General features: G+C 72.8%; 11 protein-coding genes. 3 read left to right on the forward strand and 8 right to left on the reverse strand.

Going from position 1 to position 13,749, the window contains the following annotated elements:
• Positions 1-110 precede the first annotated feature (110 nt).
• On the reverse strand, positions 111-527 hold the full coding sequence (locus ACFWW8_RS12925) for a signal peptidase I (protein ID WP_386527400.1): 417 nt from the start codon (positions 525-527) through the stop codon (positions 111-113).
• A 54-nt stretch (positions 528-581) separates the two neighbouring features.
• On the opposite strand from ACFWW8_RS12925, the gene ACFWW8_RS12930 reads away from it, so the two are divergent.
• Positions 582-1,379 (forward strand): GNAT family N-acetyltransferase, encoded by a 798-nt coding sequence (locus tag ACFWW8_RS12930; RefSeq protein WP_386527403.1) that lies wholly within the window; start codon positions 582-584, stop codon positions 1,377-1,379.
• Positions 1,380-1,447: 68 nt separating this feature from the next.
• A complete protein-coding gene (locus tag ACFWW8_RS12935) occupies positions 1,448-1,948 on the forward strand; it encodes a DinB family protein (protein ID WP_386527406.1) in 501 nt (166 codons plus the stop codon).
• A 114-nt stretch (positions 1,949-2,062) separates the two neighbouring features.
• Here the strand turns inward: ACFWW8_RS12935 and ACFWW8_RS12940 are convergent, their stop codons facing one another.
• Complete coding sequence (locus ACFWW8_RS12940) at positions 2,063-2,818, reverse strand: siderophore-interacting protein (RefSeq protein ID WP_386527408.1); 756 nt, start codon at positions 2,816-2,818, stop codon at positions 2,063-2,065.
• Between the two features lie 197 nt (positions 2,819-3,015).
• Between ACFWW8_RS12940 and ACFWW8_RS12945 the strand changes: the two genes are divergently transcribed.
• Positions 3,016-4,926, forward strand: a complete 1,911-nt coding sequence (locus tag ACFWW8_RS12945; RefSeq protein ID WP_386527411.1) for a protein kinase — start codon at positions 3,016-3,018, stop codon at positions 4,924-4,926.
• 224 nt (positions 4,927-5,150) lie between these two features.
• On the opposite strand, the gene gatB is transcribed toward ACFWW8_RS12945, so the two are convergent.
• The 6 genes from gatB to ligA all read right to left on the reverse strand — a co-directional run bounded on the left by gatB (position 5,151) and on the right by ligA (position 13,721).
• Positions 5,151-6,662, reverse strand: coding sequence for an Asp-tRNA(Asn)/Glu-tRNA(Gln) amidotransferase subunit GatB (gatB, locus tag ACFWW8_RS12950; RefSeq protein WP_386527414.1), 1,512 nt, complete (start codon positions 6,660-6,662; stop codon positions 5,151-5,153).
• 16 nt (positions 6,663-6,678) lie between these two features.
• On the reverse strand, positions 6,679-6,924 hold the full coding sequence (locus tag ACFWW8_RS12955) for a hypothetical protein (RefSeq protein WP_386527417.1): 246 nt from the start codon (positions 6,922-6,924) through the stop codon (positions 6,679-6,681).
• Entirely contained in the window at positions 6,921-8,414 is a 1,494-nt protein-coding gene (gatA, locus tag ACFWW8_RS12960; RefSeq protein WP_386527419.1) for an Asp-tRNA(Asn)/Glu-tRNA(Gln) amidotransferase subunit GatA, read from the reverse strand. The genes ACFWW8_RS12955 and gatA overlap by 4 nt, the downstream gene beginning before the upstream one ends.
• A 5-nt stretch (positions 8,415-8,419) precedes the next feature.
• Positions 8,420-8,716 carry an Asp-tRNA(Asn)/Glu-tRNA(Gln) amidotransferase subunit GatC gene (gene gatC, locus ACFWW8_RS12965; RefSeq protein ID WP_010984178.1) on the reverse strand — a complete coding sequence of 99 codons (297 nt, stop codon included), beginning with the start codon at positions 8,714-8,716 and terminating at the stop codon, positions 8,420-8,422.
• 231 nt (positions 8,717-8,947) lie between these two features.
• Positions 8,948-11,131 (reverse strand): putative bifunctional diguanylate cyclase/phosphodiesterase, encoded by a 2,184-nt coding sequence (locus ACFWW8_RS12970; RefSeq protein ID WP_386527422.1) that lies wholly within the window; start codon positions 11,129-11,131, stop codon positions 8,948-8,950.
• A gap of 388 nt (positions 11,132-11,519) precedes the next feature.
• Positions 11,520-13,721 carry an NAD-dependent DNA ligase LigA gene (gene ligA, locus ACFWW8_RS12975; protein WP_386527424.1) on the reverse strand — a complete coding sequence of 734 codons (2,202 nt, stop codon included), beginning with the start codon at positions 13,719-13,721 and terminating at the stop codon, positions 11,520-11,522.
• Between the last annotated feature and the right edge of the window lie 28 nt (positions 13,722-13,749).

A 13,749-nucleotide genomic window follows, 5' to 3' on the forward strand; every position in this document is an offset into this window, starting at 1 on the left:
CGCACCGTTTCGGCCCGGGTGGTGCGCACCGTCACAATCTCAGCGTTTTGTGATCGTCGGCCCGTTTCGTGTGCATCGTCACAGGTCGGCGGGGTGGTACGGGACCTTGGTCACGGCGCCGGGGAGCCGGGCGCCGCGACGGCCTCCGGTTCCCCGGGCCCGTCGACCCGGTAGCCCGGGACCGAGGGCCAGCGGACGGTCAGGACCACCGCGTCCTCCTCGGCGTACCAGGAGTGGTCCACGCCGCGTCCCCACAGCACGTAGTCGCCCTGTTCGGCGAGGACGACGCTGCGTTCCGGGAAGTCCAGCCGGAAGCGTCCGCTGATCAGCACCAGCAGGGCGGTGCGCCGCTCCGCGGTCGCCCACCGCTCCCGGGTGTCGCCCTTCGGGTGGACCCCCCATTTGATCTCGACGTCCTCGCTGTGGCGGGGGTCGGCCGGGTCCTTGAAGTGGCCCAGGAGCCAGCCGCGGTCGGCGGCCGCGTCGGGAGCGGCCTTGCCGGTGTGGATGGTGGCGTCGGCGTTCACGGGGCGAGACTAATGCAGTTGTGCGACCCGCCGTCGCGCTGCTCAGCTGGGCCGATGACGATCGATCGTGACGCGTTGACGCGGATCCGGGACCTCTACGACACCGTGATGCGCCGGGACGCCCGGCCCGACGCCGCGGGGGCCCGCGTGGAGCGGGCGGGCGGAGTCGTACGCCAGTCCGTGCCCGGGTCGGGCTGGAACGGCGTCCTCTGGTCGGACCTCGACGAGAGGACCGCGGACGCGGAGATCGCCGCACAGGTCGCGTTCTTCGGCGGACTCGGCGCGTCGGAGTTCGAGTGGAAGCTGTACGGGCACGACGGGCCGGCGGACCTCGGGGAGCGGCTGGCGGCGGCCGGGTTCGTACCGGAGCCGGCCGAGACGCTGATGGTGGGCCTGGCCGCGGAGCTCGCGGAGCTGCCGGTGGAACCGCCGGCGGGGATCACCCTGCGCGCGGTGACGGACGAGGCCGGCGTGGACCTGATGATGGAGGTCCACCGGCGGGCCTTCGGGACGGACCGGCCGCACATCCGGGAGCAGGTGCTCGGCATGCTGCGGGAGGAGCCGGACTCCCTCGCGGCCGTGCTCGCGATGGCGGGTGACACCCCGGTCTCGGCGGCCCGGATGGAGATGCGGCCGGGCCTGCCGTTCGCCGGCCTCTGGGGCGGCGGTACGGATCCCGCGTGGCGGGGCCGGGGCGTCTACCGCCTGCTGGTGGCCCACCGCGCCCGCATCGCGGCCGAGCGGGGCATCCCGTACCTCCAGGTGGACGCCTCCTCGGAGAGCCGCCCGATCCTGGAGCGGCTGGGGTTCGGGGTACTGGGGGTGACGGTGCCGTACCAGTGGCAGGCGTGAGCGGGCGGCTGGCCCCCGCGCGCGGAAGGGGGTACCGCGCCGGCGGGGCCGCGGGCATGATCGACGGCATGGAACGCATCAGCCCGCCCCTGACCGGAAACGAGCGCGAGACCCTCCGGGCCTACCTGGACTACCACCGGGCCACCCTGGCCATGAAGTGCGAGGGCCTCGACGACGAACAGCTGCGCCGGGCCGCCTCGCCCCCGTCCACGCTGTCGCTGCTGGGCCTGGTCCGGCACATGGCCGAGGTCGAACGGCACTGGTTCCGGCGCGTCCTGGACGGCCGCGACCTCCCGCACCTGTGGTCGGACGACCACGACTTCCAGGCCGCGTACGACGCGTCGGGCTCGACCCGCGACGAGGCGTTCGCCGCGTGGGAGAACGAGGTGGCGCACTCCCGCAGGATCGAGGCGGCCGCCGGGTCCCTGGACGTGACCGTCCACGTGCCGGGCTGGGAGAAGGAGGCCTCGCTGCGCCTGCTCATGCTGCACCTGATCCACGAGTACGCCCGCCACAACGGCCACGCCGACTTCCTGCGCGAGGCCGTCGACGGCACGACCGGAGCGTGACGCGCGCCCGGTGCCCGCGGACCGACCGCTGCGGGCGCCGGGCACCACGCGTCGGCGGTCGCGGGCGCGGGCCGGCACGGTGCGCAGGGGACGCCCCGCGTCATGCGCCGGGCCTCACGCCGCGGCGGCCCCTTCCCCCGCGCCCGCCCGCCAGTACCCGAGGCCGTTCACCCGCTGCTTCGGCAGGCCGAGTTCCTTGCGCAGGTACGAGGTCAGCGTCCGCGTCGTCGCCGTGTCGCAGGCCAGCCACACGTACGCCGCCGACGGGTCCCCCACCAGCACCGGCAGTTCGGCCCGGACCCGGTCGACCAGCGCCGTGCCGCCCCGCGGCACCCGGCGGATCTCGTGCCGGGCCGCGTCCAGCCGTACCGGCAGGTCCGCGTCGGAGGCGTGCTGCGTCTCGAACCAGATCGTCGCGGCGGTCTGCGGGAAGGAGTCCAGCAGGGAGTTGATCGCCGGGAGCGAGGCCGGGTCGCCGATGACCAGCAGCCGGTCCGGAGCCGGGGCGGGGGCGGTGAAGCCCGTTCCCTGGACGGTCGCGTCGATGGTGTCCCCGGGCGCCGCGGCGCGCGCCCAGGCGCTCGCGACCCCGCCGTGCAGGGCGAACTCCAGGGAGAACGTGCCCGCTTGCGGATCCGGGTCCACGAGGGTGTAGGCCCGCTGGTGCGGTCGGCCCGCCCCCTCGAACCACACGCGCACCCACATCGTCGGGTGCAGTGACTCGCCCGCGGCCGCCAGCAGTCCGCCGTCCGTGAAGCGGATCCGTCGGTAGGCGGCCGTGACGTCCTGCGCCCCGGTGACCGTGAACGTGAAGTCCCTGCCCCGCAGCAGTTTGAGGACCACGCCCTCCCAGCCCTTGCCGACCGCCATGTCCGACCCCTCCCTGCCCGCCTGTGGTGAGGCAAACCTAACCCAACGCGCCTGGGGGAAGGCACACGGGCAGCGCCGCCCGGGCCCCGTGGGTCCCGGAGCGGCCGTCACCCGAACGGGACCCCGATTCCCATTGACCCCGCGCACCTCCCCCCTGGAAGCTGATGCCTTCTCAAAGCACTCTGGGGTGGGGGCAATTGACCAGTCAGAACCTGCACATCGGACCGGATTCGGCGGCGGACCGGTACCGTCTGCTCCGGTCCATCGGACGCGGCGGGGAGGCCGTGCTCTACCTCGCCGAGATCGAGCTCGCGGGCGGCTCGGAGCCCGTGGTCGTCAAGGTGCTGGACTCCAAGACGACCATCACGCCCGAGATCTTCGACCGCATCAGCCAGAAGTGGAACGAGCAGGCGGAGCTGCTGCGCTTCGTGCACCGGCCGGGCGTGGTCGGGGTGCGGGAGCATTTCGAGGGCCCGCCGATCCACCGGCCCGGGGAGTCCTCGACCCTCACGGGGCGGGCGCTCGTCCTCGTCATGAACCACGTCGACGGCCTGGACCTGCGGGACTGGCGGGCCGAGCGGACGCTCGCGAGCGCCGCCGAGCGGCGCGAGGTGATGCGCACGCTGGAGCAGTTGGCCGACGTACTGGACTGGCTGCACTCGGGGAAGGCCACCCCGTCCGGGCGCCAGGTCATCCACGGTGACCTGTCCCCCGGCAACGTGATGGTCGACGCCCACGGGCAGGCCACGCTGGTGGACTTCGGCCTGAGCAAGCTGACGGCCGACCACGAGACGGCGGAGGTCTGGTTCACCCCGGGCTACGCGGCTCCCGAGGTCTTCGACGGCAAGCGGACGCCGGGGGCGGACCGGTACGCGTTCGGGGCCATCGCGTACTTCCTGCTGAGCGGGCAGTCCCCGCCCGCCACGCCCGGGCAGCTGGCGGACGCGGTGACGGCGCTGCCGCAGATCGCGGTACTGGACGCGGAGCAGCGGGCCCGGATCACCGCCGTCTACGCGGCGGACCCCGGCAAGCGGCCGGTGAGCCTGGCCGGCTGGATGAAGGACCTCCGGCACGCGGTGGTGTCCACGACCACCGCGACGTCGCGTCCGGCCGCGCCGGCCGCGCCCCCGATGCCGGGCGCGCCCCCGCCGCCGCTGGTTCCGCCGCAGCCCCTGACGGCGCCCCCCGTCACGCCCGCACCCGCGCCTCCGGCACAGGCCGCGTACGCACGGCCCGCCCCCGCACAGCCGCCCGCGTCCACGCACGCCGCGGAGCCGGCGGCGACGCCCGCGCAGGCGGCCCCGCCCGCCCCCGATCCGGTGCGGGCGACGGTGCCCGAGGGGTACGGGGCTCCCTTCGTGCCCGGCCCGGAGTCGCCGACCGCCGCCCTGGCGCAGCCGGCCGCGCACGCACAGCCGCAGGCACAGCCGCAGGCACAGCCGCAGGCGCGACCGCCGAAGAAGAGGCGGCGTACGGCGCTGGTCCTCGGCGCGGTGGCGGCGGTCCTGCTGCTCACGGCCGGCGCCGTCGCCGGGGCGCAGTTGCTGGGCGGCAAGGGGAAGGGTGCGGGCCGGGCCGGGGGCGACGAGCCCGCCGCTCCCGTGGCGAGCACGCCCGCGTCCGCGACGCCCTCGGCTCCGGCGCCCGGCGCCTCGGACGATCCGGCCGTCCAGCCCGGTGCCTCGGGTTCACAGCCGCCGTCGGGCATCGCGCCGGACATCAAGGCCGCGGACCTGACGGTGATGAGCCCGGTCTCCGAACTCGACCGTTTCACGGTGGGCTCCGCCAAGATCGACACGAAGCAGTACGGCGCCGCGTTCGTCGCGGACCGCAGCTGCAACTACGACGCGACGGCGGAGTTCGACCTCAACCGGGAGTGGAAGCACCTGGAGTTCACGGCCGGCATCGACGACGGTTCGACGAACGAGAAGGGCAGGGTCAGCATCTCCCTCGACGGACGGCCCGCCGCCTTCTCCGAGCTCGTGGAACTCGGCAAGCCGGTCACGAAGTCGGTGGACGTGAGCGGGGCCCTGCGGCTGCGCGTCAAGGTCGAGAAGGGCTGCGACAACGGCATCGTCGTGATCGCCGCACCGCAGCTGACCCGCTGAGCGGTCCGCCCGGCGGCGCGGATGCCGCAGGCGGCCCGCCCGCCAGGACGGCGGTGGAGCCGTGCCGCCCCGGGGGGGTCGGCACGGTCGTTCCGTCCACCCGGAGCACGGCAGGAGCGAGGGGGACGACACCTTCGGGGGCGGCCCCGCACCGGAAGTCCGGTGCGGGGCCGCCCTCGGTCCGGCCCGCGGCCGCCCCGAAGGGCGGGCGGGCCGGTACGCGTCTACTCGGAGACGCCCAGGCGCTCCAGGATGAGCTCCTTGACGCGCGCAGCGTCGGCCTGGCCGCGGGTGGTCTTCATGACCGCTCCGACCAGGGCGCCGACGGCGGCGACCTTGCCGCCGCGGATCTTGTCCGCGATGGCCGCGTTGCCCGCGATGGCCTCGTCCACGGCCGCGCCCAGCGCGCCCTCGTCCGAGACGACCTTCAGGCCGCGCTTCTCGACGACCTCGTCCGGGGTGCCCTCGCCGGCGAGGACGCCTTCGAGCACCTGGCGGGCCAGCTTGTCGTTCAGCTCTCCGGCCGCGACCAGCGCCGCGACCCGGGCGACCTGCGCCGGGGTGATCGGCAGCTCGTCGACGACGACGCCCTGCTCGTTGGCGTTGCGCGCCAGCTCGCCCATCCACCACTTGCGCGCGGCCGCCGGGTCGGCGCCCGCCTCGGTCGTGGCGACGATGGAGTCCACCGCGCCCGCGTTGAGGATCGACTGCATGTCGTGCTCGGTGACGCCCCACTCCTCGCGGAGCCGGTTGCGGCGCGTGCGCGGCATCTCGGGCAGGCCGGCGCGCAGTTCCTCGACCCAGGTGCGGGCCGGGGCCACGGGGACCAGGTCGGGCTCCGGGAAGTACCGGTAGTCCTCGGCGTTGTCCTTGATGCGGCCGGCCGTGGTCGAGCCGTCCTCCTCGTGGAAGTGCCGGGTCTCCTGCACGATCGAGCCGCCCGAGGTGAGCACCGCGGCGTGGCGCTGGATCTCGTAGCGGGCGGCGCGCTCGACGGAGCGCAGCGAGTTGACGTTCTTGGTCTCACTGCGGGTGCCGAACGCGGACTCGGGGGTCGGGCGCAGCGACAGGTTCACGTCGCAGCGCATCTGGCCCTTGTCCATGCGGGCCTCGGAGACGCCGAGCGCCTTGATGACCTCGCGCAGCTCGGCGACGTACGCCTTCGCGACCTCGGGGGCCCGCTCCCCGGCACCCTCGATCGGCTTGGTGACGATCTCGATCAGGGGGATGCCGGCGCGGTTGTAGTCCAGCAGCGAGTGGGACGCGCCGTGGATGCGTCCGGTGGCGCCGCCGACGTGCAGCGACTTGCCGGTGTCCTCCTCCATGTGGGCGCGCTCGATCTCCACGCGGAAGATCTCGCCGTCCTCCAACTGCACGTCGAGGAAGCCGTTGAAGGCGATCGGCTCGTCGTACTGGGAGGTCTGGAAGTTCTTCGGCATGTCCGGGTAGAAGTAGTTCTTCCGGGCGAAGCGGCACCACTCGGCGATCTCGCAGTTCAGCGCGAGACCGATCTTGATGGCGGACTCGATGCCGATCTCGTTGACGACCGGGAGGGCGCCGGGCAGGCCCAGGCAGACCGGGCAGGTCTGCGAGTTGGGCTCGGCGCCCAGCTCGGTCGAGCAGCCGCAGAACATCTTGGTCCTGGTGCCGAGCTCGACATGGACCTCCAGGCCCATGACGGGGTCGAACGAGGCGAGAGCGTCCTCGTACGACAGCAGTTCGGTGAAGGTGGTCACGGTGAAACTTTCCCTCTCAGCCCAGCAGGACGTCGTCGTCGCCCAGGCGCTTCAGCTCGCGGTACAGGATCGCGAGGCCGGTGACGATGGCGGCGGCGGACACGGCGGCGTCGACCAGCTTCAGCACGTCGTTCTCGGAGCGGGCCTTCCTGACCTGCTTGATCACGCTGAGCGCGCCGAAGGCGGTGGTGCCGATCGACAGGTAGGTGCCGGTCTTGGACTTCTTGAAGCCCTTGGCCTTGGACAGTGCACTGGTGCTCACAGGGACGGTGCCTCCTCAAGCAGCGGGTGACCCCAGCGTGCGATGAAGGCGGCCTCGACGGCCGCGCCGACCTTGTAGAGCCGGTCGTCCTTCATCGCCGGGGCGATGATTTGCAGCCCGACCGGGAGGCCGTCCTCCGGAGCCAGGCCGCAGGGCAGCGACATGGCGGAGTTGCCGGCCAGGTTGGTCGGGATGGTGCACAGGTCCGCGAGGTACATGGCGAGGGGGTCGTCGGTGCGCTCGCCGATCGCGAAGGCGGTGGTCGGGGTCGTCGGGGAGACGATCACGTCGACCTGCTCGAAGGACTTCTCGAAGTCCTGGGTGATGAGCGTGCGGACCTTCTGGGCCGAGCCGTAGTACGCGTCGTAGTAGCCGGAGCTGAGCGCGTACGTGCCGAGGATGATGCGGCGCTTGACCTCGTCGCCGAATCCGGCTTCGCGGGTCAGGGCGGTGACGTCCTCGGCGGACTTGGTGCCGTCGTCGCCGACGCGCAGGCCGTAGCGCATGGCGTCGAAGCGGGCCAGGTTGGAGGAGGCCTCCGACGGGGCGATCAGGTAGTACGCGGCCATGGCCAGGTCGAAGGACGGGCAGTCCAGTTCGACGATCTCGGCGCCGAGCTCCTTGAGGAGCTCCACCGACTCGTTGAAGCGCTGGACGACGCCGGCCTGGTAGCCCTCGCCGGCGAACTGCTTGACCACTCCGACGCGCATGCCGGCGACGGAGCCGTTGCGGGCCGCCTCGACGACCGGCGGGACCGGGGCGTCGACGGAGGTGGAGTCCATCGGGTCGTGGCCGGCGATGACCTCGTGGAGGAGGGCCGCGTCCAGGACCGTACGGGCGCAGGGGCCGCCCTGGTCGAGGGAGGAGGAGAAGGCCACCATGCCGTAGCGGGAGACACCGCCGTACGTGGGCTTCACGCCGACGGTGGCCGTGACGGCGGCGGGCTGGCGGATGGAGCCGCCGGTGTCCGTGCCGATGGCCAGGGGCGCCTGGAAGGCGGCCAGCGCGGCCGCGGAGCCGCCGCCGGAGCCGCCGGGGATCCGGGTGAGGTCCCAGGGGTTGCCGGTGGGGCCGTAGGCGCTGTTCTCGGTGGAGGACCCCATGGCGAACTCGTCCATGTTGGTCTTGCCGAGGATGACGACGTCGGCTTCCTTCAGCTTGCGCGTGAGGGTGGCGTCGTACGGCGGGATCCAGCCTTCGAGGATCTTCGAGCCGACGGTGGTCGGGACCCCGACGGTGGTGAAGATGTCCTTGAGGGCGAGCGGGACGCCGGCCAGCGGGCCGAGCTTCTCGCCGGCCGCGCGCTTGGCGTCGACGGCGCGGGCCTGCGCGAGCGCGCCCTCACGGTCGACGTGCAGGAAGGCGTGCACCTTCTCGTCGGTCGCGTCGATGCGGGCCAGGTGGGCCTCGGTGACCTCGACGGCCGTGAGTTCGCCGGAGGCGATCTTCTCGGCGGTCTGTGCGGCGGTGAGCCGGATGATGTCGGTCATGGTGGTTAGTCCTCCCCCAGGATCTGCGGCACCTTGAAACGCTGCTGCTCCTGGGCGGGAGCACCGGAGAGCGCCTGCTCGGGGGTGAGCGAAGGACGGACCTCGTCCGCGCGCATGACGTTCGTCAGGGGCAGCGGGTGGGAGGTCGGCGGAACGTCTTGGTCGGCGACCTCGGAGACGCGGGCGACCGCGCCGATGATGTCGTCGAGCTGTCCGGCGAAGTGATCCAGCTCTTCGGCCTTGAGCTCCAGACGTGCCAGCCGAGCGAGGTGGGCGACCTCCTCGCGCGTGATGCCAGGCATGCAGCGATCCTCTGGGGTGGTGAGCGTGTGGTTTCGGGCCCAATCCTATGGGGCTGGGCCCCTGACGCGTGAAACCGGTTACCGGCGGGCCGGTGCGGGAAGCCCGTGCGGGTCCGCTGCGCGGGGCATTGCGGGCGCCGCCCGGACCCGTGCCCCAAACGCCGGCGGGGCGGGAACTGCCCTGCGGGCAATCCGGCCCCGGCGGCGGCGCGTCCGCGCACCCTCGCGGGGTCAGCCCGCGTCGGCCTCCGCGGCCGCCAGTTCGGCCGAGATGTCCGCCGGGCGCCGCCAGCCGCGTTCCCCGCGCGCCAGCAGCCAGGCCGTGGCCTCCTGCGGCGGCATCGCGGCCGCGACCAGCCAGCCCTGCACGGCGTCGCAGCCCAGGTCCCGCAGCCGTTCCCACGTCTCGTCGTCCTCGACACCCTCGGCCACGACCAGCAGGCCGAGCGAGTGCGCCAGGTCCACCGTGCACCGGACGATCTCGGCGTCCTGCGCGTCGACCGCCAGCCGGCCCACGAACGACCGGTCGATCTTCAGTTCGCTGACCGGCAGCCGGCGCAGGTGGACCAGTGACGAGTATCCGGTGCCGAAGTCGTCCAGCGACATCTTCACGCCGTGGCCGGCCAGGCCCGCCATGGTGTCGGCCGCCCGCTGGGGGTCCTCCAGCAGGACGTGTTCCGTTATCTCCAGCTGGAGGCCGCTGGCGGGGACCCCGTGCCGGGCCAGCCGGGCGGCGACCGCGCCGGCGAAGCCCGGGGTGTGGACGTCGCGCGGGGACACGTTGACGGCGACCGGGACCTTGAGGCCCTGGGCCCGCCAGCGGGCCACCTGGGCCAGCGCGGTCTCCAGGACGTACTCGGTCAGGTGCGGCATCAGGCCGGAGGTCTCGGCGATCGCGATGAACTCGTCCGGGGACACCCGGCCGCGTTCCGGGTGGACCCAGCGCACCAGCGCCTCCAACCCGGCGACCTGGCCGTCGAAGCGGACCTTCGGCTGGTAGTGGAGTTCCACTTCCCCGGCGTCCAGCGCCCTGCGCAGGTCCCCGAGGAGGCCGAGCCGGTCGGGGGTGTTGCTGTCCCGCTTGGACTCGTACACCTCGACGCCGGTGCGGTCGCGCTTGGCCTGGTACATCGCGACGTCCGCGCGACGCAGCAGCCCCTCCGCGTCCAGCGCGTGGTCGGGGAAGACGGCGAGGCCGGCGCTGGCCTCCAGGACGAGGGTGAGGCCGTCCAGGTCGAGGGGGGAGCTGAGCTCGGCCACCAGGTGGCGGGCGATCCGCTGGGCGCTGGTGGTGGAGTCGGCCACCGGCAGCAGGACGGCGAACTCGTCGCCGCCGAGGCGGGCCGCCTCGGCGTCCTCGGGCAGGGCCTGCCGCAGCCGGTCGGCGATCTGCAGGAGCAGCCGGTCGCCGGCGAGGTGGCCGAGGGTGTCGTTGACCGCGCGGAAGCGGTCCAGGTCGATCAGTACGAGCGCCGCGCGCGTGCCGAGGCGTTCGGCCTCGTCCAGGGCGGTCCAGGCGCGCTCCAGCAGCCACTGGCGGTTCGGCAGCCCGGTGAGCGGGTCCCTCAGCTGCTCCTCGGCGCGTGCCCGGGCGATCCACAGGGTGGAGTCGAGGGCGATCAGCGGTACGGCGAACAGCGGCAGCAGGACGGGCTGCGTGACGGCGACGACGCAGATCAGGGGGGCGATGCCGAGCAGTGCGACCGCCACTAAGGCCTGCCGGAGCAGGGCGGTGCGGGCGACGGTGGGCAGGCCGCCGCCGCGCGGCGACAGGGCGAGCCACAGCAGGAGGCGGGTGACGAGGAGGTAGGTGACGGCGACGAGGACGACCTCGGGCACGGCTTCCAGGTCCCAGGTGCCGGGCGGCCACGGGGTCTCGACGGACGGTTGCTCGCCGAACGCGCCGAGGACGAGGGCGCCCGCGCCGATGCCGAGGATGTCCACGGAGCCGTGCAGCAGGCCCTGGCGCCAGCGGTGCCGGCGGGCGGCCCCGACGAGGGAGACCACCGCGAGTGAGACGAGTCCGGCGGGCACCCAGCCGTAGAGGAGGAGGACGCCGAGGGTGAGGGCTGCGCCCGAGCCGGTGCCGCCCCACCACCGGTCGCGGCCGAGGGCGACGAGGTGGCCGACGATGATGCCGGTCAGCAGGGCCAGGGCCCAGCCGACCGTGCCGCCGGGGAACAGGGCCTGACGGCTGGTCAGTGCCGAGACGATGCCGGCCGCGAGGACGACGAAGGACAGGCCCACGACGACGAACGGCAGGATGCCGCGCCCCTGTCCGCCCGGGCACGCGCCGTTGTCCAGCGGTCGGGCCTCCGGCGCCCTGGACCCCAGGACACCGAACCGGCCCGCCCGCGGGGAAAGGCGTTCCCCGCCGGTTTCGGGTGACGGGTCGGCGCTTTCGGTGGGTTTCATGCCCGTCCCTCTCACAGCCGGCGATGCCGATGTCACGCGGTGGCGCCGATGTCATGCCGTCACGGCCGGACATCGCGTCCCGCAGCCGTGCACGACAGGCGCACTCCTCAACAGTAGGACGCGGAGGGCTCCCAAGGGCAGCGGTCGGCGGCGGTTGCCCGAATGCGACCCAGCCATCGTCATCAGTACGGTATCCGCCGAACGGGTGAGTTGGGACCAGGCCCCCCGGCCGTCCCTCCGATGATCCGACAGGTCACCGCCCTGCGAACAGCCCGGTACCGGCCGATTGCCACCGCCCGCCGCGCCTGGCGTGCGCCCGCCCGTGCGGCCGCACGCCACGCATCCGTATCCCGGGTCCGCTCGCCCGGAAGGGTTCCCTCGTGGGGTACTACTCCGCTTCGCCGTCCCCGTCCAGGGGGAGCGCGGCTTCGCGGGCCGCGTCCGGTCCCTGCTCCAGCAGGACCTCGAAACCGGCGTCGTCGAGGATGGCGAGCTTCAGCTGCACGGCCTTGTCGTACTTGGAGCCCGGGTTGTCGCCGACGACGACGAACGAGGTCTTCTTCGACACCGAGCCGGTCACCTTGGCGCCCCGGCTCTGCAGCGCGTCCTTCGCGCCGTCGCGGGTGTGGTTCTGCAGGGTGCCCGTGACGACGACGGTGAGCCCTTCGAGGGGGCGCGGCCCCTGCTCCTCGGCGGAACCCTCCTCCTCCATCCGGACTCCGGCCTCCCGCCACTTGCGCAGGATCTCCTGGTGCCAGTCGACGGCGAACCACTCCTTGAGGGAGGCGGCGATGATCGCGCCGACGCCGTCGGTGGCCGTCAGCTCCTCCTCGGTGGCTTGTTCGATGCGGTCGATCGAGCGGAACTCACGGGCGAGGGCCTCCGCCGCCACCGGGCCGACGTGCCGGATCGACAGGCCGTTGATGAAGCGCGCCAGCGGCCGGTCCTTGGCCGCCGCGATGTGCTCCAGCATGGCCAGGGCGTTCTTCTTCGGCTCGCCCTTCTGGTTGGCGAAGACCGTGACGATCTTCTCCTCGCCCGTCTTCGGGTCCCGCTTGGGCAGGCCGCTGTCCTGGTCCAGGACGTACGCCTTGATGGGCAGCAGCTGCTCGACGGTCAGGCCGAAGAGGTCGCCCTCGTCCAGCAGCGGGGGTTCGGCCGGCTCCAGCGGACCCGTGAGCGCGGCGGCCGCCACCATGCCGAAGTTCTCGATGTCCAGGCTCTGCCGGCCGGCGAGGTAGAACAGCCGCTGGCGCAGCTGGGCGGGACAGGTCTGGGCGTTGGGGCACCGGACGTCGATGTCCCCCTCCTTCATCGGCCGCAGCTCCGTCCCGCACTCGGGGCAATCGGCCGGCATCACGAACTCGCGCTCGCTGCCGTCGCGCAGGTCCACCACCGGTCCGAGGATCTCGGGGATGACGTCGCCGGCCTTGCGCAGCACCACGGTGTCCCCGATGAGGACGCCCTTGGCCTTGACGACCTGCTGGTTGTGCAGGGTGGCGAACTCGACCTCGGAGCCGGCCACCGTCACCGGCTCCACCTGCGCGTACGGGGTCACCCGGCCGGTGCGGCCGACACCGACCTTGATGTCGATGAGCTTGCTGTTGACCTCTTCGGGGGCGTACTTCCAGGCGATCGCCCAGCGCGGGGCGCGGGCCGTGGAGCCGAGCCGGCCCTGGAGCGAGATCTCGTCGAGCTTGACGACGACGCCGTCGATCTCGTGCTCCACCGAGTGCCGGTTCTCACCGAAGTGGGCGATGAACTCGCGGACTTCGGCGAGGGAGGAGACCACCTTGTTGTGCCGCGCGGTCGGCAGGCCCCACTCGTGCAGCAGCTCGTACGCCTGCGACTGGCAGGTGATCTCGAAACCCTCGCGTGCGCCGATGCCGTGCACCACCATGTGCAGCGGGCGGCTCGCGGTGACCTTCGGGTCCTTCTGGCGCAGCGAACCGGCGGCCGCGTTGCGCGGGTTGGCGAAGGGCTTGCCCTCGGTCTCGACCAGCCGGGCGTTGAGCTCCTCGAACTTCTCCATCGGGAAGAAGACCTCGCCGCGGATCTCGACGAGTGCCGGGATCCGGTCCCCCTTGAGCCGGTCGGGGATGTCGGCGATGGTGCGGACGTTGGGGGTGATGTCCTCGCCGGTGCGGCCGTCGCCGCGGGTGGCCGCGCGGGTCAGCCGGCCGTTCTCGTAGGTGAGGTTGACGGCGAGGCCGTCCACCTTGAGCTCGCACAGGTAGTGGTAGTCCGCGGTGTTCACGTCGCGGGCCACCCGCTCGGCCCAGGCGGCCAGTTCCTCGTCGTCGAAGGCGTTGTCGAGGGAGAGCATGCGCTCCCGGTGCACGACGGAGGCGAAGTCCGTCGCGTACGCCCCGGCCACCTTCTGGGTGGGCGAGTCGGGCGTGCGCAGCTCCGGGTACTGCTCCTCCAGCGCCTCCAGCGAGCGCAGCAGCGTGTCGAACTCGGCGTCGCTGACGACCGGCTGGTCGTTCACGTAGTACCGGAAGCGGTGCTCCTCGATCTGCTCGGCCAGCAGCGCGTGCTGCTCGCGCACCGCCGCCGGTGCTGCCGTGTCCTGCTGTTCGGCTGCCATGCCGTGTCCTCCCGTGGGCCCGTCCCGA

The organism is Streptomyces sp. NPDC058701 (assembly GCF_042715295.1).
Lineage (GTDB): Bacteria > Actinomycetota > Actinomycetes > Streptomycetales > Streptomycetaceae > Streptomyces.